Source organism: Neobacillus sp. plas4 (assembly GCF_057221695.1).
In genome coordinates, this window is sequence record NZ_CM170152.1 from 5,259,546 (window position 1) to 5,285,017 (window position 25,472).

The 25,472-nt window shown below is 40.6% G+C and carries 17 protein-coding genes; all 17 read right to left on the reverse strand.

Going from position 1 to position 25,472, the window contains the following annotated elements; translation table 11 throughout:
* Positions 1-12: 12 nt before the first annotated feature.
* The 17 genes from AC2TFD_RS26440 to AC2TFD_RS26520 all read right to left on the reverse strand — a co-directional run bounded on the left by AC2TFD_RS26440 (position 13) and on the right by AC2TFD_RS26520 (position 25,294).
* A complete protein-coding gene (locus tag AC2TFD_RS26440; RefSeq protein WP_484674254.1) occupies positions 13-2,709 on the reverse strand; it encodes an alpha-mannosidase in 2,697 nt (898 codons plus the stop codon).
* Positions 2,710-2,785: 76 nt separating this feature from the next.
* Complete coding sequence (locus AC2TFD_RS26445; RefSeq protein WP_484674255.1) at positions 2,786-6,031, reverse strand: glycoside hydrolase family 2 TIM barrel-domain containing protein; 3,246 nt, start codon at positions 6,029-6,031, stop codon at positions 2,786-2,788.
* 92 nt (positions 6,032-6,123) lie between these two features.
* Positions 6,124-7,002: a sugar phosphate isomerase/epimerase family protein gene (locus AC2TFD_RS26450; protein WP_335510555.1), complete on the reverse strand. Its 879-nt coding sequence runs from the start codon at positions 7,000-7,002 to the stop codon at positions 6,124-6,126.
* Positions 6,986-7,879 carry a sugar phosphate isomerase/epimerase family protein gene (locus AC2TFD_RS26455; RefSeq protein ID WP_484674256.1) on the reverse strand — a complete coding sequence of 298 codons (894 nt, stop codon included), beginning with the start codon at positions 7,877-7,879 and terminating at the stop codon, positions 6,986-6,988. The genes AC2TFD_RS26450 and AC2TFD_RS26455 overlap by 17 nt, the downstream gene beginning before the upstream one ends.
* A 48-nt stretch (positions 7,880-7,927) precedes the next feature.
* Positions 7,928-8,716 (reverse strand): endonuclease/exonuclease/phosphatase family protein, encoded by a 789-nt coding sequence (locus tag AC2TFD_RS26460; RefSeq protein ID WP_335510560.1) that lies wholly within the window; start codon positions 8,714-8,716, stop codon positions 7,928-7,930.
* A gap of 22 nt (positions 8,717-8,738) precedes the next feature.
* Positions 8,739-9,956, reverse strand: a complete 1,218-nt coding sequence (locus AC2TFD_RS26465) for an MFS transporter (protein ID WP_484674257.1) — start codon at positions 9,954-9,956, stop codon at positions 8,739-8,741.
* A 101-nt stretch (positions 9,957-10,057) separates the two neighbouring features.
* Positions 10,058-11,335 (reverse strand): alpha-L-fucosidase, encoded by a 1,278-nt coding sequence (locus AC2TFD_RS26470; protein WP_335510564.1) that lies wholly within the window; start codon positions 11,333-11,335, stop codon positions 10,058-10,060.
* 4 nt (positions 11,336-11,339) lie between these two features.
* Positions 11,340-14,435 carry a beta-galactosidase gene (locus tag AC2TFD_RS26475; RefSeq protein ID WP_335510566.1) on the reverse strand — a complete coding sequence of 1,032 codons (3,096 nt, stop codon included), beginning with the start codon at positions 14,433-14,435 and terminating at the stop codon, positions 11,340-11,342.
* Positions 14,436-14,437: 2 nt separating this feature from the next.
* A complete protein-coding gene (locus AC2TFD_RS26480; protein ID WP_484674258.1) occupies positions 14,438-15,478 on the reverse strand; it encodes a family 20 glycosylhydrolase in 1,041 nt (346 codons plus the stop codon).
* Positions 15,479-15,688: 210 nt separating this feature from the next.
* Complete coding sequence (locus AC2TFD_RS26485; protein WP_484674259.1) at positions 15,689-17,269, reverse strand: extracellular solute-binding protein; 1,581 nt, start codon at positions 17,267-17,269, stop codon at positions 15,689-15,691.
* A 98-nt stretch (positions 17,270-17,367) separates the two neighbouring features.
* Positions 17,368-18,279: a carbohydrate ABC transporter permease gene (locus AC2TFD_RS26490; protein ID WP_335510572.1), complete on the reverse strand. Its 912-nt coding sequence runs from the start codon at positions 18,277-18,279 to the stop codon at positions 17,368-17,370.
* A gap of 12 nt (positions 18,280-18,291) precedes the next feature.
* Positions 18,292-19,221 carry an ABC transporter permease gene (locus tag AC2TFD_RS26495; RefSeq protein ID WP_484676365.1) on the reverse strand — a complete coding sequence of 310 codons (930 nt, stop codon included), beginning with the start codon at positions 19,219-19,221 and terminating at the stop codon, positions 18,292-18,294.
* A 315-nt stretch (positions 19,222-19,536) separates the two neighbouring features.
* Positions 19,537-21,786 carry a helix-turn-helix domain-containing protein gene (locus AC2TFD_RS26500; RefSeq protein WP_484674260.1) on the reverse strand — a complete coding sequence of 750 codons (2,250 nt, stop codon included), beginning with the start codon at positions 21,784-21,786 and terminating at the stop codon, positions 19,537-19,539.
* Between the two features lie 198 nt (positions 21,787-21,984).
* Positions 21,985-23,064, reverse strand: coding sequence for a Gfo/Idh/MocA family protein (locus AC2TFD_RS26505; protein WP_484674261.1), 1,080 nt, complete (start codon positions 23,062-23,064; stop codon positions 21,985-21,987).
* A 129-nt stretch (positions 23,065-23,193) separates the two neighbouring features.
* Positions 23,194-24,048, reverse strand: a complete 855-nt coding sequence (locus AC2TFD_RS26510) for a sugar phosphate isomerase/epimerase family protein (protein ID WP_335509143.1) — start codon at positions 24,046-24,048, stop codon at positions 23,194-23,196.
* 57 nt (positions 24,049-24,105) lie between these two features.
* The gene (locus AC2TFD_RS26515; RefSeq protein ID WP_335509145.1) at positions 24,106-25,098 is read right to left on the reverse strand and encodes a Gfo/Idh/MocA family protein; all 993 of its coding nucleotides are present in this window, start codon (positions 25,096-25,098) and stop codon (positions 24,106-24,108) included.
* Positions 25,091-25,294, reverse strand: coding sequence for a hypothetical protein (locus tag AC2TFD_RS26520; protein WP_335509147.1), 204 nt, complete (start codon positions 25,292-25,294; stop codon positions 25,091-25,093). The genes AC2TFD_RS26515 and AC2TFD_RS26520 overlap by 8 nt, the downstream gene beginning before the upstream one ends.
* Between the last annotated feature and the right edge of the window lie 178 nt (positions 25,295-25,472).

Here is a 25,472-nt window from a genome sequence, read left to right on the forward strand (position 1 = left end):
TTTTCGCTCCTATCAATTTTTTTGGAAACCAAGTGTGATAATTTCGTGACCTTTTACTTCATATTGCTCCAGTGATTCTTCCGTTTTTTCCTCAAGAATCGTACTTTTATAGGATGTCTGATTCATAGGAATCGAAGCCTTCAGGACCTCGCTTTTTCCTGACGGATTAAACCAGCGGATCATCACATCATCCTGCTCTTCTGCCACCTTCAGCGACGACCATACCAGTCCACACTGCTCGGAAGTAACAAACTGAAAAGAGCTCGGCAGTGTGCCTTCATGACAATCGGTCTGGACAGCATAAAGAGGAACTTTATATTGATACGCCTCAACGAAGGCCTTTGACGTTATAACGTCCCTTTCGTGCGGCAAAACAAGCCATTCTGCAGTCTGGACTCCTATGCATTGTGCTTCCGGAGTTGGGAAGTATCCCCAGTCCCCAAGTTCAGCAACCGAACGGAGTACCGTTAGCGCGATCGTTCCGTCCTCTGGTAAAATTTCATATTCCTGCAGACCATCGGCTGCAACAGCCAGCCCCGCCTTTTCATCTGCTAAACTGACAAATCGCTGGAGATGGTGACAAAAACTAGGATTCTTCCATTCCTTTTCCGGTTTATTTGGACGATTCACAATCTCAAAAACACTGTCTGCTTGATGAGTTTCTGATTTTAGCCCCGTTGGGAATAGGACACGCAGACGGTGATCCCTTGCTTGATTGTCGATATTGAGCTTGAAGGCTGGCCCTTTCATTCCTTTTTCAAGCGTAACCATGGTCTTAAGAGATATCGTGATCGTTTCACTTGATCTTCCCGCTTGTCTGTTCGTATACCAAATCATTTTATGGCGTTCCGTGGCAAAACGGTCGTCTGCAGAAACCGGAATCGTTAACGTATGTTCAAACTCTAGAACTGTTCGGAGTGCACTTTTTTCTATGAATGTAAATTCCGCAGGAATATCTTTTGTCATGATTGGTGCAAGCCCAGCTGTTTCCTTGAACATATATTCATTTCCGATATCCCCTGTATCCTCGTAAATTCCGAGACCTTGGAAGATTTGACCCGTTTCCTTAGAAGTCAAATCATAAGTACCATCCTCATGGAACAAGAGATGGACAAATTCATTTTCCATTTCATAGGCTTCAGCCTGAGACTGTACCTTTGGCTGTTCTAACGCCTGTTTATCAGGAACGAAATAGTAAGTCTTATATCCGAAGGCAGGAATATCTTCCGCATAGAATGATAGAATTGCTCTTTTCGCATAGTACGGCTGGCGGAATTTATCATCTGGTAAATCGTATCCAAATTCCACTTTCGTGCTTTCGAGCTGAAATTCGCAAACTTTCCCTTGATCATCGATTAGCTTGTATCCAGACAGTTCTTTTTCTTCTAAATAGGTTGGAATTTTCCCTAACGGCATTTCAGAAAAATATACTTTCTCAAGATCAACCATTTTCGTGACAACCTCGTTTTTGTTCCATCCTGTTGTATTCATAACGATAAGCGGAATGCCTCCATCCGGAGTTTTTGAGGTTTCAACCGCCGCTGCAAGCTCTGCTGCTTGTTCCTTTACAAATACTTCGCCCATATGAATGACACTTTCAAAGCGTGTGACCATCTCACGGTGAACCTCATCGACACTGCAGCCACAGATGCTATCATGCGGATGATTTTTCATCAGTGATTTCCACATAAACCGAATATATTCCCGTGGATACGTACCATTTGCTAAGAAGCCAAATGCTGCAAGCGGTTCTGCAATTTTCTCCAGTAGTATTTGACAACGGTGATTCCACTGCTTTAAGTAAATACGTGCAGATGCCGTATTAACGAGAGTGGACCAGCCGTCCGTCCGCTGATTCCGTAATTCGCCTTCAATGACCTGCAGCTTTTCCGGCAGGTTCTTTTTGAGTGCTTCTGTATATTCGTCAAAGCTGGAATGTTTGAAGTTATAGTCAGGATAAAGGGCAGCCGCTGTTTCGATGGCCGCTGGAATTGTTTTTTGCAGCGGCTGGTGATCGCAGCCATTCATGAATAACAATTGATTGGTCGATGCATATTTTTCAGCATCTTGAAGCTTTCGATCCCAGAACGCTTTCGCTTCCTCTTCATCAACAGGAATTTCATTGCCGTTTGAATACCAATTGGCAAATAATATCCCTAATACGCTTGATCCATCCGGCGATTTCCAGACCATTTCGGAAAATGGTGATTCAAATCCAGGTGCGTCTGAAACTGTATTATTAAAGCCAGTCGGTTTGACTCCTCTTCCGAAGGCCGCTGTATCAATACCCGCTTGCTTTAAAAGCTGGGGCGCCTGCCCGTATATACCGAAAGTATCAGGGAAATAACCAATTTTTGAAGCATGTCCATAAGCTTTTGTATCATTCAGGCCAATGAGTAAGTTCCGAACATTAGCTTCAGAGCTGGTTAAAAAGGCATCCTGCAATACATACCATGGTCCAATATAGAGCTTTTTCTCTTCAATTAATTGTTTAATGATGTCACGTTTTTCCGGATGAACCGCGAAATAATCTTCTAGAAGTACGGTTTGGCCATCCAGATGAAAAGATTGAAACGCATTTCCTTCCTTTTCAAACTGGTTAATCAGTTCATTCATAAGCTTAATAAAGTAATAGCGATGTTTTTCAAAAGGCAAATACCACTCTCTGTCCCAATGTGAATGGGAGATAATATGGGCTGTCTTTTTCAAGAGACTTCCCCTCCTCTATTTAATCGTGTGGAACGCTTTTTCCGTCAACGTTAATTTTTATAATCTTTTGTTCCGATCATACTTTTGGCCATTTCGAGAATACTTTGATTTCAGTGATGCCTAGCCCTTTGCCCGCATGTGCAGTCATCTCTAATCTTATTGCCGAGGTTTTTACGTTGTCAAAAGTATACTCGTTAGCCTGTTCTAGAGCTGGAAATTCTGGTTTACTCTTTAAGTTGGATACATCTATCCAGCTATCTCCTGATTTATACTGGATTTTTAAGGAGGCTGGATACGACGTAACGGAATCCTCGAACCAGTAAATTTCCATATGATCGATATTATATTCCGTTGGTTCATAGTCTCCAAAGGTAATAGAAACCCAGTCACCTGAACGGGGAACAGGCTGCCAGTTCGTCCAGCGATTGTGCGGGACAGCTTCATAGGAGATAACATCATCATTGATTGCTTCAACTCTATCATTCGAACCAGGCTCATTGTTCGTGTATGAAGCTTCAGCCTTCGGATATTCATAGCCATTTTTTGCACGGCTGATATTCTGTTTGCCCCCGACCACATCGGTTACCCTAATCGTGGCGATTGCTTTTAGCTCTACGCCCTTTAATGCGCCTTTAACCTTAAACTCACCCACATGTTCAAGGTCATCATGCAGCAGTTCTTCCCAATTTACTTCGATAAGCTCTTCCGTCTCATCACTAAAATAAACCGTGACTTTATTGGGCAGCACAGGCATTTGCTTTAACAGCACAGCTATCTCAACATTTCCAATCGCAATGGGCCCTTTCTCTACAACCTTTTCCTCCGCATTGATCGTTGTCCCTGTACCTTTCGTAAACACCGCTGCTTCAGTCACATCCATCCAGACGGCAACATTGTTAGCAATGTCATCTGGTGCTAGGGTAAAAATCTTTTCAGACCCGCTTGCGAGTCCGTCAGCAGAAGCATTGATGGTGATCTCTCCAGGAAGCTTATTAGATTGGATAATCGCTAACGCTTTTCCCTTAAAAGCCTTGCGGTCATTACCCTTAAATCTCTCTACACTCGATGCATTTCCATTGTCAACACCAGCTAATTCACCTTTGCCAGATACGTTGAACGTAATCAAATGATTGGCATTTGGGACGACAATCCCTTTACTGTCAACGATTCCCGCCGTAATATATGATAAATCTTTACCGTTCGCATTAATCTCCCTCCGGTCTGCCGTCAATCTGACAGATGCCGGTTCTCCAGCGGTTACCACTTGATCACATGCAATTTCATTTCCATTTTCGTCCTTGGCTAGTGCAGCTAATGCACCTGCTTTAAATGGAATGGCCCACTCAAGATAGGTTTTTCCATCCTTCGTTTCCTTGTATGGAGCACCCCATGAAGTCTGTTTATTCTCATAGCTCCGCTCACCTACTGATTCGCCATTTAGAAAAAGTTCCACCGTATGTGCATTTGTGTAAGCCAAGACACGGACCAAATCTCCCTCCGACCAGTTCCAATGCGGCAGCAAGTGCACCATAGGTTCCTTTTTCCATTGGCTTTGATAATAGTAGAAGATATCCTTAGGAAAACCTGCTGTATCGACAGCACCAAAATAGGAGCCTTTTGCCGGATAAGAATTGTAGTAAGGAGTCGGCTCGCCAATATAATCAAAGCCGGTCCAAATAAATTGCCCAGCGATATGCTTTAGATCACGGTCGTATTTCCAGGCCTCCTCCGCTGTACGGCCCCAGCCAACATAATCATTGTCATAGGAGGATTGCTGCAAATCCTCATACTTTGTGCTTTGATTATACTGAAATGGATGGGTGTAAACACCGCGTGAACGAGTTGCCGATGAGGTTTCTGATCCATATAACTTCCAGCTTGGATTCTGTTGGTGGTAGCCCGCATAATTGTTCTCGCTGTAATTTAACCCGATAATATCAACTAAATTAAAAATTTCATTTATATAATGATCAATTGATGTGACATTCACCTTATCTCCCCGTGTTTTATCCTCACCAATCGTCGTCGGCCGTGTTGTATCTATTTCCTTGACCCATCGGACCAAATTACGCGCTATTTCTACCCCATCAGCACTTGTCGTATCATAGATTTCATTTCCAATTGACCACATAATAATGGCCGGCTCGTTTTTGCCCCGGTCGACCATTTCCTTAATGTCATGCTCTGCCCATGCCGTAAAAAACCGTCCATAATCATATTCCTTCTTCGACAATGCCCAGCAGTCAAAGGCCTCTTCCACAATAAATAAACCTAAGTTATTGGCAGCTTCAAGCACCTCCGGTGATGCAGGGTTATGAGTGACCCTAATCGCATTGACACCCATATCCTTCATAATCTGCATTTGTCTTTCCACGGCTCTCGCATTTGTGGCAGCCCCCATCGCCCCCAAATCATGATGCATGCATACACCATGAAGCTTCATATACTTACCATTTAGAGAAAACCCTTCTTTCTCATCAAATGTAAAATATCTTGCACCAAAAAGAGTTTCATATGTATCCACAGTTTGACTGCCAACCAGGACCTCAGTAATAAGCTTGTACCGGTAGGGTTGCTCAATACTCCAAAGAGTTGGCTGATCAATGTTCGTGTTGTCATCAAAAACAACCGCTGCACCCGCTGCCGCTGTTTTTCCCTCTGACTTCACTGTTGACACAGCTGTTCCTTCCGCATCATAAATCGTCGACTTTACTTGAATCTTGGCTGATTCATCCGACTCATTACTAACCTTCGTTTTAATATTGATATCGGCCCTTCCCTCAGCATATGAAGCTTCTAAATTTGGAGTGGTGATAAAGGTTCCGTACCTTGCAACATGAACAGGATTTTTCACGGTAAAATGAACATTTCGGTAAATGCCGCTGCCAGAATACCAGCGGCTCGAGGGCTGGGTATTGTTTACCTTAACAGCAAGGACGTTCACCCTGCCGTCAAAATAGAGCTTTTCACTAACGTCATAAGAAAAAGCATTATAGCCAAAAGGATAGGTCCCTAATATTTCACCATTTAAATAGGTGGTGCTGTTCATATAGACCCCGTCAAAATCGATAGAAATACGTTTTCCCTTTACTGATTCCGGCACTATGAAGGTTTTTCGGTACCAGCCGATTCCACCATCCAAATAGCCTCCCTCATGTGTTGCAAGTGAATATTTGTTAAAATCTAACTCAATACTCCAGTCATGCGGCAGATTCAATTGCCGCCAGGAAGAATCATTATATTCAGGTTTCTGCTCTCCAGCCATACTGCCGCTGGTTTCTAACTTAAAACGCCAATTCTCGTTAAAATTAATCGTTACCACACCTTTCTAATAGAATAGGGCCGGACCTTTTTTCGTCCCGCCCTATTCTTGTAAATGACTTCTAAATTATTTAATTAAAATCTATCTTTCTCTTATTTAAATGTCCGAATAAACTTGATTGCCTCACCAATATCATGAACAGGGTTTGTCCCTACTTCTCTTTCAATGGTTAAATAACCATTGTAGCCAATTGATTGTAGTGCAGCGAAATAATTTACAAAATCCACTTTCCCCTCACCTAACGGTAACTCTCTGAAAAACTCCCCTTCGGTTACCATCTTGGCAATTTGTTCATGGTCCACTCCGCCGCCATAGCCAAGCGCACCATAAACATCACGAGGATCTACTGGTTTATTTCGGACTCCATCCTTCACGTGAGTATGAACGATGTAATCCTTCAAAAGCTTAACACCTTCAACAGGGTCATCGCCGGTTACCATGACCATATTCGCCGGATCAAAATTGACGGAAACACCATTGGTGCTAAGAGTATCTAAGAACGTCTTCAGCCTTAAGGAGGTTTCCGGGCCTGTTTCAATCGCAAAATAAGCATTTAAACTTTTTGCATATACCCCTAATTCTTCACACGACTTTTGCATCGATTCATACACACGAGTGGCAGGATCTTCAGGAATAATCCCAATATGAGTAGTAACAATATCCGTTCCTAATTCAACGGCCAAATCTAAGATTCTCTTTGATTTTTCAATTTTTTGCGGATTCATTTCTGGATCCTGAAACCCGTGCCCCCCGAGATCACCGCAAAGAGCAGATATCTCTAACCCTAATGAAGAAATGTAATCCTTCAATTCCTTTCGAGCAGCAGAAGTTAAATTTTCAGGAGCCATTTCTCCATCCACAGCATAAATTTGAACGCCATCTGCACCCATCTCTTTAGCTGTCTTTAAACCTTCACGGAGCGGCAAGCGGAGGCTGTCCACAATAATTCCGATTTTATTTGATAGTTTCATAAACTTTCACCTCATCCCAAAGTCTTTTTACATTTTCCATTCCAATCTTCGTACCAACCTGACAATCTTCCATGCCTTCAAATTCAATCGTAAGATAGCCGTCATATCCGGATCCCTTTACAAGCTTGATGAGTTCACGAATATTTAAATCTCCATGCCCAACAATCGCGCCGCGCATGTAATTGCCATTTACCGTACGGAACCATTCCCCGCCGCCTGGATTTTCATAATAAGGACGAATATAAAAATCTTTAAAATGGACAGCGGCAGCATATTGAATATTTTTCTTAACGCCAACTAGCGGATCTTCATCAGCACAAAGGAAATTACCTACATCCACTGTACTTTTAAAATTAGCACGGTTAACGGCATGGATCACTCGCTGTACCCGGTCGCTCGATTGCACGTTGAATCCGTGGTTTTCAATCGTAGTAGTGATACCAAATTGAGCGGCATAATCCGCAAGCAATTGACTGCCCCGCACCATTTGCTCAAAATGCTTTTCAAAATGATGGATCGTCATTTCCTCTGGTTCTAGACGAAACGCAGTAACATCATGACGCATGATTTTGATACCCATCCGATTTACGATGTCTACATGCTGCTTAAGCCGCTCCACTTCCGCATAAAACGCTTCCTCCGTTGGCTGAATGAAATTAGCCGGTAATGAATAAGCAGATAGCTCAATACCAACAGACTGCGCTTTTTCCCTGATTTGATCCGCCAGTTCTGGTTGATCGACAACCGTAAATCCGTATGGTACTAACTCCAAGTGTTCCCCTCCATTGTCAGCAACCCATTGAACAACACCTAAAATATCCAATTTTCCTGCATTAATATCTTTCAAAAGACTATAAGAACTGATTCCAACCTTCATTTTTTTACACTCCCTCTTTTATAAAATCTTATTTTATAATGTGCGTCATTAATTCATATACAAATTCGCGATCACAGGGTAGTGGTCACTTGGAAAACGGGCATTTGAATGATTTGCCACAATCCCTACAGACTCAACGACCATGTCACCTCTAACAAAAATCCAATCAATACGCTCTTTACCGCCTTTAGGATCCTGAAAATCATTAAACGTCCCTAACCCTTCATTAAACCGCAAACTTGTCATATTCCATGTATCCGCTAATGTTCCTTCATTTAATAAGACTTCATACGGTTTTGTATCGATATCCTCGTTAAAATCACCTGTTAAGATAATAGGAAGGTTCGCATCGAATTTGTCTATTTTTTTGATAATTAATTGCGCGCTTTTCACCCTGGCATTTGCCGACTCATGATCAAAATGTGTATTCATATGATAGAATTGTTGATTTGTTTGCAAATCAACAAAGCGGACCCACGTCACCATCCGGGTGACGAAATTCCCCCAGGTAGTGGATGCTATCACATTTGGGTTATCGGAAAGCCAGAAATGATCGTATTCCAAAACGTTAAAGCGATCCTTTTTAAAAAAGATTGCTGTGTATTCGCCTTTACTTCCCCCCTCTCTGCCGAGGCCGACCCAGTCATATTCGGGTAACATCTCTATCATGTCACACACTTGACCATATAGGCATTCCTGTGTCCCGATTAAATCCGGAGATTCATGCTGAATTAAGTCTCTTATCATTCCTTTACGTTCTTCCCAAGAATGGGGTGGTACATCAAATGCATTTTTCACATTATAAGTCATAATTCGGAACTGATTATTTTCAGTCATAATTTTCTCCTCTCATTTCTATCTACTGACCTTCCATTAGCCTTGTTATCCTTACTTCCTTCTTAAAAATAATGAACCAATAAACGGCAAGGGGGACGATGATGCAACTAGTTAACCAATAAAGTGATTGAATTCCAAAGACATCAATCATCACAAACCCTAATAATGGCCCTAAAGCCGCACCAATATCAGAAAATAGTGTATAAAAAGTAATAACTGTAATTTGTGAAGGACCTGCGGCGAGATCGGCAGCAACCGAATCACTCATCGTTATTAATACGGTTGTTGTCAGTTGAAATAAAAATAACAGTGCTACAAAAAGAACCATCGGCAATTTTAAAGGAAAAAGGCTCAAGCAAAAAGCAGCAGTTAGTAAAGCTAGGATTAAAATAGGGATTCTCCCCCATTTTTGATCGGAAACTCTGCCAAGATAAGGTGCCAGAAAAGGATCCCATCCTGTCCGGAGAGCTTGAATCAAACCGGTAATCGTTCCGGCACCAATAGTCAAACCTAATACTATATTCATTTGTATTTCTATTAATTTACTTAGAGTAGAAGCAACAACCCCATATACGACAAAGGCAACGATTAACCCCGTAACAAAAGAAGAAACAATACGTTTATTTTTCCAAATTGTGAAATCTTTCTTTTTTTTCACTTGAGGAGTCGCTTCCGTCTCCTTCGTGTTGTCGATAAATCGTATAATAAATGGAATACTGCTGACAGCAAAGATAGAGAAAAGTGTGGTAACTGTTTGGATTCCAATAATTTCTGCAAGTAATCCTCCCAACAGCATTCCAAATAATGTCCCAAGGCCCCATAGTCCGTTATACAAGCCTACATACTGGCCTCTCGTTTCTGCATTACTAGAAGAAAGAACCGTTAAATAGCCGCCGATACGAAAGAAAGACCACGAGATTCCCCATAAACACCGGGCGATTAGGAGCAGCCAAAACCCCTTTACCATACCATAGGAAAACGTAGAGGCAGCAGCTAATATAACAGCCGCCATGACGCCCGATCGTTTCCCAATCCGTTTGTAACACCAACCGACAAGCGAATTAATCGGGATTCTGATGATTCGATTAGCCGATAATAACACTCCGACCTGCCAGAGCGATGTCAGTCCAAAAAACTTCCAATATAATGGCATCACTATAAACAGCATTTCGTTTCCCAACATACAAACAGCTGTTACAATGGCAATGACAACAATTGGTTTTCTCGAAGGACTATTCATAAGTGTCGATCCCTTCTAATACGATTTTTGGGCTAAGTCTCTTGACACTGTCCTTTTTCGGCTGAGCGAAATTCTTGCTCCACACTTAGCAGCATGGCCAATTAATCGATTAATTCAAGTTCAATAACCGTATCTCTTTCATCTGGCAGCGCAGCTCCTGACAAATGAATAAAGGCACCATTTTCAATATCTGAATACTGTTCCGCCATCCACGGAACTTCTACCTTCAGTTCACTTCCATCCGCTAACAGACGGGCTTTCTTAATCTTGCCTTTTAGACCTTGAAAATAAATCGGACCAATTCCGCGGTCAAAGACATGGGCATATAAATAATTACCTTTTTGCGTATACCTTCCCCATTCTGGCTTTGGCAACTCAGCGGTCGTACACCCATAAATGCTTTCACCATTCTGCCGCATCCACTTACCGACTTCCTGTAAAATCTCTAAGCTTTGCTCAGGTATTTCCCCCTTCGCATTCGGACCAACATTTAACAACAGATTGCCGCCCTTACTGACACACTCGACTAATGTGCGAATCACCTGCTTCGGAGATTTGTAATTCAGATCCTTTGAATGATAACCCCAGTGGTCATTCAAGGTGATACATGCTTCCCATGGAATTGGTTGATTATCCCCATTGACAATCCCGCCGACAGGAATAATTTGTTCCGGAGAATAGAAATCGCCCGCATAGACTTCCGGCTCCGCTAACTTGATATTACCGCCTAATCGATTATCAATCAGAATATCCGGCTGAATTTCACGAATCATCTCTACGAGTCTCGTTGCCTCCCATTTCTCTCCGGTCATATCATCATAGGAAAAGTCGAACCACAAAATATCAATTTTCCCATAATTCGTTAATAGCTCTTTCACTTGTCCATGCAGATAGGCAATATAACGTGAAAAATCTATTTCTTCATCCTTATATTCCTCATTATCACGCATCGGGTGAAAGCGATCCCCATACTTAGGGTAATCAGGATGATACCAATCAATAATTGAATAATAGAAACCAACTTTTATTCCTTCAGCCCGAAACGCCTCAACATATTCCTTAATTAAGTCACGGCCAGCTGGTGTATTCGTCGCTTTGTAGTCTGTTAATTGACTATCAAATAAACAAAAACCATCATGGTGCTTGGCTGTTAACACCACATATTTTTGCCCAGCTGCTTTGGCGGCTTTCGCCCATTCCCGCGGATTATAGTAAATGGGATTAAATTCCTCAAAATAAGACTGGTAATCCTGATTGCTTAAGCGTTCATTGGTCTTTAGCCATTCTCCTTTCGCCGGAATCGCATAAAGCCCCCAATGAATAAACAAACCAAAACGATCCTGCATCAACCACTTTACTCGTTCTTCTCTTCCATTCATTTATTTACACCACCGTATTCTTTTCGACTTGTTTTATTATCACTTCATCCATTCGGTATGTACCGATCATTTCGCCCGTTTTTGTCGTGGCAAATAATACACTTCTCTCGGATTCTAGTAAAAATTCGTACGTCTGGACGGTATCAGGATCAGTAACCTTCACTCCGGTATTTGCCCCAAACTCTGAAACAAAGACAAACAGTTTTCCATTTTCAAAGTCTAGTTTCCTGCCGTAAATACCAGGGAAGTTCCCCTCATGCCAGATTAAATGCTCCGGTACATTGGCACCAATTAAGGCATATTGATATAAACGCTGAGTCGCTTCATTCCGTTCGTTCAATTCTATAGGAAGCGGGGACCAGATGATTTTTCCTTTGCCATAGTCATATTCATTTACTGCTAAAATTTCCTCATCCGTGATTTCTTTAACCAATTCCGCAATCCGTTTATCCCCAAATGAAACTGGACTAGCTTGGCCATTAATGACTAACATTTCTTCACGCAAAACATTGACTCGTTTCGTTGAACCCGCTATCGCTTTGATCCGATCCGTTTCGTTCCAATACTCATCTATACTCATTGGCCCTGTAAACAATAAGGTAACATCGTGATTTTTAACAAACTGTAATATTTCCTCTAACGCCTTTGAACTAAAATTATGCGGACTCGGAATCATGATGACCTTGGGAGGCTCGGCAGCTAAACTTGCTAAATCATACTCACTTAAAGCCCGAAACGGCTGATTAAGCTCATAAGATAAGACCCTCGTCAATTTTGTTGTCGCATCAAAAGCGAGCCGGCGATTGGAAAAATCATTCGAGTATGGGAAGATCACGACAATCTCTTCAAGTTTCCGGTGAGCGAATACATGACCAACTTCCTTGATAAAACGGCCAAAATCATAGGAAACATTTGCTTCGGGTTTTTCTGTACCGTCTGCACGAAGCGCCCCAATATTCGATTCATTAATATTATTCATGAAATAATTGGTATTCCATAGCCATTGAACCGCACCGGCATTCCCGGCAGCGAACGCATAGGCGTATTTTCTTTCCAGAATATTGCGAAGCTCTTCCTCCGAACGTTTTGCTTGGTTATTCGGTTTTTCTACATACATGATGCCCGTTTCCTGAATCAAATTGGGCTTGTCTACGGTCTTAGCAAAAATTCCATCCCATAGTAAATTGTCCATCGACCACCATGAATGGTTGGAGGTGTAGTCAACAGCTTCCCCATAAAAGAATGGTGAAGGCCGCTGTCCCATTAGCGCTTCATCCTGTCCGACGGTGATTAGCTGATCTGGTGTTAATTTTCTGATCGTGCTCGAAAGCTTGCGAATCCAATCGTTATGCTTTTCCATCGTATATAAAGTGTAATCCAGCCATTTCAATCCTCTTTTTCCTGCTGCCATATCTTGAATATGTGTATTAATTTCCCTTATTTGCGGCGGCCTTACATGATGAAACGATGGCAGTTCATTCGGCGTTAGATTCCAGCGTTCCTGTACCTTGACAATTTCACCATGTCTTTCTTTTAGCCATTCCTGGTACTCCGCCGTGTCAAAGCTGTCCAGAAGGGTTCTTGGCCCTGCAAAAGTTTGTTTTGGATCAAAAAGCGATGGTTCATTAATTAGATCCCAATGCACATTCATCGTGGTCTTGTGTCTCGAAATGATCGCTGTAATAAATCTTTTTTGGGCTTCGATACTTCTCGGATCAAGATAAGGGTTTTTCCCTTCCCATTCTTCTGGTGTAAACGAGAAAAAGTTGAAGGTTAATTCGATGTCATGCTGCTTGGCTGTAAGAATAAATGCGTCAATCGCCCGCAGGATATTTTCCTCCATATGGCCGTCAACAAACATCATGTTGCGCCACGCCGTCCAGATTCCCGTCCGGACATAATTGATGCCTGCTGCTTTCATTGTAGAAAAATCTTTATTCCAGACACTTGGATTTGGTAAGAACAGAAAATACCGGGCGACATCGGAAGTCATATATGTCATGCCTACAACCGGGAAAGGCTGATTATTTTTCAAAAAGTAATCTCTTCCGCAGACAAGCGGCTGTCCACTTTCAAGCAGTTCTTGATCCCTAAACCAAAAACCTTGATGAAGAATCCTTTCTTCACCTAAATCACTGGTTAACCTGCAGGTAAGTTCGTAGAAACCAGGATCAAATTCTTTCTTATTTAAATTGAGTTTTTGAATATGCAGCTCTTTTGTAATCGAAACTTCTAAGCTATGTTTCTCGATTAGGTTTCCACCTTTGGTAAGAGCAAGCTCTAAGCTCCAAGCTGTTTGCTCTTTCTGTAACGACTGGGCCTGAAAAGTAATAGAAGGGACCTCATAGTGCTCATAAGAGGCATAGTTGGTTTTCAACCAAAGCTCTGTCACACCTCTCGCAACAAAATCCGCTAACTCCAGTAAGAAACAGCAGCCCTTGTCATTCCAAAACTCATTTGTTAATAGTTGATTAATAAACACCCATCTTCCGCCGGTAAACTCTCCCTTATAGTTTTCGATTAAAACCGCTGGAGCCGCAACCTCACGTCCGCTCTTTGAGATCCCCTTCAACAAAGGATAAATTCTTGCATCCATAGGACCACATGAACCCATTTCATGTTCAATCGAGGAGGTCTTCGTTGGATGGAGGATAAAATTGGCTGTATCCTGGATGGTAAATAGCTCCTCATCATCTTTAAATAAAGGAATTTCGCTGCTATGGGCCAATTTTTCTATCGGTTTTCGATCAACCTTTAACATTTCATGGATATTTAGCTCCGTATGATAGGCCGTCTGTTCCCGCTCGGGAAGCCATTCCCCGTTTACTAGATTACAAGGTTTTCGGAAAGGGTTTCCGCCGGCCGCGACAAACCCTTTCCCTTTCTTCAAATAGGAAACGAAGGAACCCCAAGCGTTTTTTGGAAAATAAGGACCGTGTAACTGAACGAAACCGTCAATTTCTCCAGTAAGAGCTTTTTCTAATTCAGCAGCCTTAACAATAGTGGCCTTCTCTGCTAATTTCTTCAGTATTTCTTTTGTTGGCTTAAAGCCCTCATAAGGAAAGGCTTCATCATAAAAAATTACCACATTAGATTTCAAGCCTAAACCCCCATTAATGAAAGTTCTTTCGTAATGAGATCGAGCGTCCGATAAAGCTCATCTAACTCTCCTAGTTCTTCCTCTTTAGTAAATGTGCCTGACTTCATGTTGATAAATTTTTCAAAGGCTTCTTGATCCCATCCATTCCAAGAGGTAACAGCCATTCCTAGCAAGAGATCCGGTTTAACTGTTCCTTTTGCCTGACGCTTGCTCGCTTGGAGAAAGTCGAGGGCCGCATCGGTCTTAAACCAGCAGGACGGAATTACGGGAAAGCCTCTTTCTAGAAAAATACCAATCGAAGGATAGGAATCTAGTTTATCGTAATGCCAATCCATCAATACTATATCAGTTGGAATCTGCGAAATTGCTTGATGGGTGCCAAACGTATCTCCTTCCCATTGGTTATAGCCGGTTGCTTCGGTGTCATTTAAGCGGTCAGCCCACATAAACATTTGAACCCCGCGCTCTTTTACCAAATATCCATGCAGGTCATTAACTGCCTTTGCAAATAGTGCCGCACGGTTTTTCCCTTTACAGCGTGGACACTGATCATCTGCAAGCGCATACACTTCATCCAAGCCGACATGAAAGGCATCCGCTTCAAAAGCGTCAATTAATTCGCCTAATAGATCAAAAGCAAGATCGTTGACATCTGGATGTAACGGGCACCAGCTCCTGCAGAAGAAATCAGGCCATTTGGCGTCTAATGGGACATGCGGCGTTTCATCAAATTCAGGATACGCTTTTAACAGCGTATTCGGCGCCCCGCCCCAGCCTTGATGGCCAAGACATTGAAACAATGGAATGACACGAATCCCATTTTGCTTGCAAACGGCGGCAATTTCCCTTGCATCCTGTTTAGTCAACGTCCCTCCAGTTATTTCCGGGTGTTTCTCAAAGACAAATGATGTATTGCACTCAAGGATTAAATGGTTAATGCCCTTTGGTGCAAGGACTTTCTCAATAAACAGTTTGAATGGTTCTACTAGGTCATGTGAGCCAAAACGCAGATGAAATGCTTTTACAGGTTTAGAGTTTTTCATGCTTTCTTACACCCCTTCTTGGTTCATTCGGTTCTAGCTTACTTTCTCCTCCCTCCAATGGTAAATATGTGAAATTTGTCAGCATTGTCTAAAGCCTTATTACAAGCCTGGGGCTCGTGGACAATGATATGTAATTTTTGCATCCTATGTTGTTCCGGATAAAAAAGAAGGAAAAAGACATCATTTTCGTCTATTTCCTTCTTTTTTCAATTATTTATTCCAACGGTCATAGGCATCTTGATAAATTTTCACCAATTTATCAACACCCATATCATTCATAGTTTTTATATATTTATCCCAATTGGACATCGGCTCTGCACCTGTAATAAATTTCGCTTCCATTTGCTCAATGTAAGTATCCAAATCAGCGCGGATTCGGCCTACTTCCTCTTGTTCTTCAGGTGTTAAATAGACAAGCGGATAGGGAACCTTTGCATATGGTTTAATTTTTACATCAGTTTCGGAATTAGTGAACTTCGTAAATTCTGTTTCAGGGAAGCCTTCAATTTTATGTCGTAATGCCGGCACATTGATACCAAAGTCTGGTGTCGTTGTTCCACGGTAATCTTCAATCGTTTTGCCTTCAATTGGGGATTCCAGCAATTTTCTTGTGCCAGCAGCTTCATCTACCCAATCCCAAACGTCTCCTGCCTTACCGATATTTAGAAGTTCATTTCCTTCTTTTGAATAGAGATAATCAACCCAGCGGATCGCTGCTTCCGGATTCACCGCATTTTCGGTGATGGCAAACTGGCCGCGGTAGATACCAGGACTTAATGGTGCCACTGCTTTATCCGTTGCAGGACTAGAGATTGGCTGATACATAGGGTCATCGAGGGCCTCTTCTTCCTTATCTCCAGTAGTAAAATAAGAGAACCAGTCCTGGAACAATCCAAGTTGATTGGCTTGTCCTTTTGCTTTCTTCTGTTCATTGGATTGTGAAAAAGTCTCGGGATCCATTAACTTTTCCGCATAAAGCTTATTCATAAATGCAAGGTAATCCTTATAGCCATCTTCAGCCGGGGTATAAACGACCTTACCATCCATTTCTTCAATTCCCCAGTTTGTGAACCCAAAAGCGCCTAACAGCCACTGACGAGAATCATCTAAAGCAACTGACGAGAAAGGAATTTCATCTGCTTTTCCATTTCCATTCGGATCCTCAGTTTTAAATCGTTTGAACAAGTTATAAAGTTCATCCGTTGTTTTAGGTAATTCCTTAACACCTAAAGCATTTAGCCATTTACCGTTATACCATAATGGACCCATATACCAAACGGCATTCTTGTCCACCATCGGCAGCGCATAAATATGACCATCAACCGTTGTCACTGATTTTTTTACATCAGGGTTTTCTTCAAACACTTTTTGGATATTGGGAGCATATTTTTCAATTAAATCCTCTAATGGAATTAATACTCCCTCTTTTCCATACTTCACTTCTTGCTCGGCTGTTAAAGCGGCACCAAAAAGAACATCAGGAATTTCACCGCTGGCAAAGGCAAGATTTAGCTTTGTTTGAAAATCACTGTTTGGCGGTGTTGTAAATTCATATTGTATATTCGTCATTTTTTCCATATCTTTAAAGAAGGCCATATCCTTCCACTTTGCTTGACCAATATCCGGTCCCATCATGGACATCGTTATTTTTTTATCAACAATCGGATACCCTTCTTTGTTAATTTCTACTTTGGTTTCGGCCTTCTCTTTTGTATTAGATTTAGATGTACACGCTGCCAGTATCGAAAAAACTAAAACAAATGATGCCATCATAAGAAAAGCTTTTCTCATTTTTCCTCGACCCCTTTCGATTATGAAAAAATTTCTATTTTATCCATAAGTTAATACAATCCTCGCAAACCACCTCCTCAAAGTCTAGAAGAATATTTTCAGCCCTTTACAGACCCAATCATGACTCCTTTTACAAAATATCGCTGCAAAAATGGATACACGATAATAATTGGCAAGGTAGAAACAATCATGACACCGTATTTAATGATTTGGGCCAGCTCTGCCTTTGAATTCTGAGCTTCCGCTACGGAACCTGAAATCGCTCCGCCAGCCATTTCAGATGTCATCGACTGGAGCACAAGGATTTCCCGCAATACTAGTTGAAGTGGATATAATTCTTTATCGGAAAGATAGATCAAAGCATTGAAATAACCGTTCCAATGTCCGACACCATAAAATAAAGCCATAACAGCAATAATAGGAGTAGATAAAGGTAAAATCACCTTTATAAACAATTTCATATTCGTACAGCCATCCATCGCAGCTGCTTCTTCAAGCTCCTTCGGAATGGTTACCTGGAAAAAGACACGTGCAACGATTAAATTCCAAACCGCGACAGCATTAGGTAAAACCATTGCCCAAATCGTATCGATTAGTCCGAGACCTTTTATTACAAGATACGAAGGAATTAAGCCGCCGCCAAAAAACATCGTAAAGACGAAAATTCCCATAAAAATATTTCGGCCGACTAAATCCTTTCGGGATAAGGCGTAAGCTGCTGGCAGTGTAAACAATAAATTGATAGACGTACCAAGCACGGTATAAAAAATCGTATTTAAATAACCCTTCCAAATGAGATCATTTTGAAAAATAAGCTCGTACCCTGCTAATGTAAATCCTTTTGGAAATAACCACATTTCACCGGAGTTAACAGCAGAGGGACTACTGACCGAGGCGCTGATAATATAAATTAAAGGGTATAAGACTATGACCATTGCCAGCAGTAAAAAAGCATAGTTGAAGACCTTGAAGATTTTATCAGTTTTTGATTCTTTTATGGCCGAATTCATTGACTCTCCTCCTTACCAAAGACTTGTTTCACTTTTCTTTTTCGCAATTTGATTCACAACCACTAATAGAATCGCACTAATAATAGAATTAAATAATCCCACCGCTGAGGCAAAACTGTACTGGGCATCCAGTAGTCCAGCTTTATAAACAAAGGTGGCAATGACATTGGAAGAATCCATATTGAGCGGATTTTGCAGCAATAAGATTTTTTCGAAGCTGACGGATAGAATGCTCCCAACATTTAAGATCAATAAGATAATCATCGTCGGCACAAGTGCAGGAATATTAATATGCCAGATCCGCTGCAATCTGGTTGCACCATCCACAATCGCTGCCTCATGCAGCTGCTGATCGACTCCCGCTAAAGCCGCTAAATAAATAATCGTACCCCAGCCAGTCCCTTGCCAAACACCAGATAATACATATACCGTTTTAAACCAAGCAGGATCACTCATAAATGGGATTGGTTCAAAACCGAGGGCCGTGACCAAATGGTTAATCACACCTGTTGCAGGTGATAAAAAGGCAATTATCATCCCAGCCATAACAACCACGGAAATAAAATGGGGAGCATACGTAATCGTTTGAACACTGCGTTTAAACAGTCCATCCTTTGCTTCATTAATCGCAAGAGCTAATATGATTGGCAGTGGAAAACCGACCAGCAGTTCATAGATGCTAATTCCAAGTGTGTTCTTGATTAAATCCCAAAAATAATAGGATTCAAAAAAATGGGTAAAGTGTTTAAAACCGACCCATTCACTTCCCCATATTCCGTTAGAAGGAAGAAAATCTTTAAAGGCAATTTGAACCCCATACATCGGAATGTAATGGAAGATAATAAAGTAAGCCAAGGTTGGAAGCAGGAAAAGATACAGCTCCCAATTTCGTAAGATCTTCTTTACTGTTCTTTTTCGCACATTCTTTTTTGTATCTAACAATGGGGGACTTTTTGGGCTTATCTCTACGTTTAGGAGCCCCTGATTCTGATTCGCGGTGACTTTGCTATCATGCACTCACTTCTCCTCCTCTTATTTTTTTGTATAGTTTTAAACTACAGGAAAGAAACCGCTTTAATAAATATGTCTTTTTTGTTTAACGTTGTAAAAAGGAAGTGAAGCTAGATTTAATAACGCTTTCATTAGCTGTTTTAACATTCAAATATGTCTTTTTTGTCCTCCTATGTAAATCTTTACTTAAAAAAATTAATAGAGGATGGCTTAAATAGCCATCCTCTAAAGTGTTGTTCCGGTCGTTTATATTTGGCTGCGATCGGGTGCATAAAGCAATCGGTATTGACCCGGTGTAACCCCTTCTGATTTTTTAAATTTCCTCGTAAAATTGGCTACATCTATATAACCCGTTTCGATGACAATATCTTTAATCGTTTCATCCGTATCAGTTAATTTCCTCTTTACTTCCTCGATTCGTAAATGCCAGACAAATTGGGTAAAGTTTACCCCTGTTTGTTCTTTCAAAAATCGGCTTAAATAAGAAGTGGAAAGCTTAAATTTTCGGGCAATACTTTCGAGACTAAGATCATATTTAGCATAATTTTCCCGAATATGTGCTAAAATTTCATTACAAAGATGACTGTTATTTCTTTCATTTTTACTGCTTACCTCATGACAAATATCGATAATCAGTGGTTGTAAATGCCTTTCTAGCTCCCCAATAGAGTTGAAATCGACCACTTTGTTCATGTCATAGGTTTTATCCGCTAACCCCATTTCTACAGCCACTTTTAAAACGGTATTAATAATATCAAAACAAATACACTTAACCATCTGGACGGAGAGGTCTTTTTTGACTACATCCTCAAAAATATGTTTTAGTGTCTCAATGGCAACAATCTGATCCCCTTGCTTTAAACTTTGAACAAATTTAATGTGCTCTTCCTTTGGATAGCCAATTGTCTTTTCAGGCTGCTTGCTAATGTCTTCAAAATAAATTATACCACTTCGGTCGTTCATAAACCGGTATTCCAATGCAGCAAGTGCCTCGATAAACGAGCGGTTTATTTTCCTTTTTTCTCTTACCAATGTCCCTACGGAAATAATTGGATCAACTCTTAATTGATCCTGAATTAATTGTGCCGTATCTTCAATAATCTTTTTTGCTTCTCCTTGCTGTGGGTCCTCTAAGCTGACAATTAAGGCAATACTGTCTTTAAAACCAATTTCTACTCCATAGGAAATTGTCTTTTTAAAGGATAAGACGGAAAGTGCACGGATCATTTCCTCTCTTTTTTGGAGCATTTCATTTTTCAATGAAACAATAGCCACAAAAAAATAATCCTTTTTCAATGGAAGATTCAACGAATCTAATAGTTTATTAATCTCTTCCTCATCAACTAAACTGCCATTTAACATCCTCATTAAATATTGATCTCTGACTATAGGAGCTTGAGTATCCACCTTTTCACTTAAACTTTCATGATCCTTAAACACTCTGGCCATTGTCACTTTTATTCGATCAAGTTCATTAATCCCCTCACTGTTTGTGACAGGCTTTTCGTTCTTATTAAGAAAGTCTAAAAGATTGTGAATCGGCCGGTACTGCTTTCTGCCTAAAAGAATGGAAACTCCAATACCCGAGAGGACAACGGAAATAAGGATCATCATTAAAAATCTTTGTAAATTGACAACCTTGCCAAAAAACTGATCGGCTGGCATAACGGTGACAAATGTCCAGCCGCTTACACTAGATTTTACGGAAACAACGGAGTATTCTTTGCTTTGCAATTGGATACTAGATACACCGTTTTTTATTTTAGAGAGTTTTTTTATGTCGTGTTGATTTAATTTTTTATCATTGATACTGGATGTAAGGACATGATTATTTTGATCAAATATGTAGGCGTTTCCTTGAAAATCACCAAGAGTATCCTTAATCAAACTGGTTACCGTCGATTCTTCGATGAAATACATCACCATGCCATAAGGAGTGAGCGTATTTCGTGCAACAGGATACAAATAGGTGATTAATCGTTCTTCATTTTTATCATTGACTCTTTCAGATGCTGCAGGGTTGATGACTTGCAGATTACTTTCTAACAGTTCTTTCAACTTTTCGTCTGGATGATCAAAATGATACATTTTATTAAAAGTTTCTACCGAATACGCCCCGTTTGCAGAGTAAATATTATGGTCTCCGCGATAATAAAGAAATAATTCCTTGATGATGGAACTGTTGGCTTTGTATTTATTGAGTTCCTCAATCGCTTCTTTTCCATAAAAACCATCATTAACCATAAAAGGCGTTAACCGATAATCATTGGAAATCCTTAAAGCAAGCTTTTCTAATTCCTCCATTCGTTCATCGTTCATATTTTTCACTTGGTTTAATTTGTCAATATTCGATTGTTCAATCCCTTCTCGTAAGCTGACAACGGAATTATTATAGATAATTACCCCCATAATTAATAATGGAATAAAAAACATAAGCATATACGACATAATGTATTTGTATAATAATCGTGATTGTATCCTTCTTAAACCTAACAAAATAGATGGCCTCCTTACGTAAAAATTTTTTTCAGAAAAAAGATAGAAACGAGAGCGCTTTCAAACAAATATATTTTTAACAATATGAAATAATTAAAATAATGTCAATTCCTTGTAACCCATGAAATAAATGAAAAATAGACTGTTTAATGGATTTTTCCATAAAAACAGCCTATTTCTTGATAATAAATAAAAATTTTAAATGGTTACTTTGGATTGTTCAAAGGAGATTTCCTTACCTGTTTCACTAGACTCATAGATGCCGCATAATATTTTCATCAATTCCACACCATCTTCCACTGGGCTGATGGTTTGTTCTTCCCCTTGGCAGCACATAACAAAATGGTTAATTTCATTTTGGAAAGCTTGGTTGAAATCAAAGGACAGCGAATCAATTTGCGGCTGGGCATTTAAAATCGTATTATTTTTTTCTGTTACAATAACGAGTTCAGGTTCAATTTCTGCTCCACCTTTATCGCCAAAAATCTTAATAGACGTTTCATCCTTCTTAAGGTGAAGGGTAAAACTGACATCGATTATTAAGGAAGCGCCATTTTCAAAACGAATCAGGGCATTGGCGAGATCTTCTACTTTATTAATGCTAGGATCATAATCCGCTGCTTGATAGAAAGAAAGGTTTTTAATATTTGCTCGGTTTCCAAGCTTCGAATAAGTGTTTCCACTAATGGATTTCACCTTTGGTTTCCCCATCAAATACCAGCATAAATCAATGATATGAACCCCTATATCGATAAGCGGTCCGCCGCCTGATCTTTCCTTGTCAGCAAACCAGCCGCCAGGGTTTCCTAAACGTCTCAAAATTGAAGCTTTTGCATAATAAATTTCACCTAGATCCCCAGAATCAATAAAAGATTTTAAAACCTTCGTATTGGTTCCAAATCGGCGGACAAAGCCTACCTGAAGGACTTTTCCACTTTTCTTTACCGCCTCTTCTACCCTTAATGCTTCCTCAACAGTCTTACATAATGGTTTTTCAACTAAAACATGCTTGCCTGCATTCAAAGCCGCAATCGCAATTTCAGCATGAGAATTATTCCATGTGCAAATACTGACAGCGTCAATTTGCGGGTTCTTCAGTAAGTCTTCATAGTTTGTATAAATGACTTCGGCATTGTATTTTTTCTTTTTTTCCTCTGCCCTTTCTTCATTCAAATCACAAATGGCATGGATTTCAACCTTTTCATTTTTTGCATAAGACTGAAAATGTAAATCTGAAATCGAACCGGCCCCAACTACACCAATTTTTAATTTACCCATCGTTCCCATCCTCCTAAATCAATCTATTAATTAGACTTTTTTTTTCGATTTTGGGCACTATGAACCTTTTATAGTGACCGAAACCCTAACTTCTACCCGATTTCGGGCACTATGAATCTAAAATCTGATTTAAACCGCTTCCCAAATGGCTTTTACATTGTCTAAGCTGATTTTTGCGGCTTTTTTGCATTCTTCTATTCCTTCAAATTCGATTGAAATATAGCCGTCATAGCCTGATTGTTTGATAACCTTTAAGATTTCCGGCAAATTGATATCTCCGTGCCCTGTGATTGCACCTCTTAAATACTTGCCGGAGCTTGATGGGAACCAGCCTTCGCCCAGGCCAAGCGAAGACGATCTTTGATAGAAATCTTTAACATGAACCATGGATGCGTATGAGATATTTTTCTTTACTGCCGCTACTGGATCTTCATCAACGCAAAGGAAATTCCCCGTATCTAACGTGGTCTTAAAGTTTTCCTTATCAACCGCATGAATCAGACGCTGCACGCGATCACTTGCTTGAACATAGTAACCGTGATTCTCAACACTTGTCACAATATCAAATTGTGCAGCATAATCAGCGATGATTCTGCAGGCCTCAGCCATTTTTGGCAGATCCTGTTCAAAATCACGAATCGAAATTTCGGCTGGTGACTTCCAAGCAACGTCATGTCTCATCAGCTTTACCCCAAGACGATGAGCGGCATCGACTTCTTTTTTCACACGTTCAATTTCGTTTTCAAAATCATCCGTTAAGAAGTTTGCCCCGATAGCATAGTTAGAGATTTCAATACCGGCTTCTTCTGCTTTTTGGCGAATGGCATCCGCCAATGACAGATCCTCAGTCAAACTAAAACCCATTGGAACAATCTCAACATGTTCTCCGCCTTGGTCTGCAACCCATTGAACGACATCTAAAATACTCATTTCTTTTGAACTAATTGCACCTTGTAAGCTATATGAACTGATACCAAGCTTCATTTGATATAACCTCCATAAAATGATTTTACTAGTTTCTAATTACTGCCTTCATGCTCCTTATTTAATAGCCAGCTTTCCAAAATCAGCCATTTTCACCGGCAGACCTGTTTCATATGACTCATTAGCGGCTAATGTTACAGCAAGTGTCTTTAAGCCGTCCTCGTATGAGGATAAAATTAAATTTTGGTCGCTTTTAATGATTGCCTCAATAAATAAGCGGTCTTGGACCCCATAAACATCCAATTCTGACTTGAAGTTTAAAGCAGCGGCCCCTTTTTCAAGGATGGTCAAACTCCCCCCATCGATAACAACACGAAAATCTTCCCCAAATAATTCAATCCCCATTCGATGGTCAAACTGAGCAAAAGTACTGTCGATATGCCCAAGCGCCCCAGAGTCATACACGAAATTTAAAGAGGTCACATCAGGAATATTGATATTGGGTACATCTCGATGAACCTGCAGGCTCATATTGGCATAGACTTGTTCAATCTCGCCACCTAAATATCTTGCCAAATCAACGATATGCGTCGATTGCTCCACAAGCTGTCCGCCGGATTTCTCCCATTCGATATACCAAGGGGTCGGAACAAACGATGATAAATAATAACCTCGAATCATGGCTGGTTTTTTATCCTTCAAATATTCCTTTGCCTTGGCGACCGTTTCCCAGTGACGCAAGCAATAGCCTACCCCATTGATAATTCCTGATTGGTTAATTACCTCTGCTTTTTTTGCTACGGTTTGATAGTCAAGACCCAATGGTTTTTCCACCATTAAGTGAATCCCTTTTTTCGCCGCTTTTTCTTCAATCTCTCCGTGGGCAAATGGCGGCACGGAAATAAATAAGGCATCTAGCGGTTCTTTTTCGAGCATCTCATCCACATTCTTGTAAGCAGCACCGCCATATTCCTTCACTTTTTGAAGCACTGTTTCTTCATGAATGTCACAAATTGCCGTAACCTCGGCCAGTTCATTTTTACTGATATGCTGCAGGTGGACATTTGCAATTCCGCCCGCTCCGACAAATCCAACTCTTACTTTACTCATAGGTCTCCCACCTCTTTTTTGAAAATTTGTCTCCTATACTGCTGAAATACTTAATTCCCTTCCTGCCTCCTTGGTAATTACCTCTTTCATACGTTAGAGCAGAATGATCGTCGGAAAACGATAGAAAGTATGCCTGTTCAGACAATCTTCCTCGTTGCAGAACAGCATTGTTTTCCCAGTCATTTCTATTAATCAATTAAAATACCTCCCAAAATTCTTTTTGTACTAAGATATTTCCTTTAGCTTACAGTTGCTGAGAATCAAACGTAAATATGTGAGATTTGTCGTCGTTGTCTTAAGCAGCCACGCAGGCAGAAAGGCATTGAAAAATGATGTGTAATTCTTGTAAAGTATGTTGTTTCATACAAAAAAAT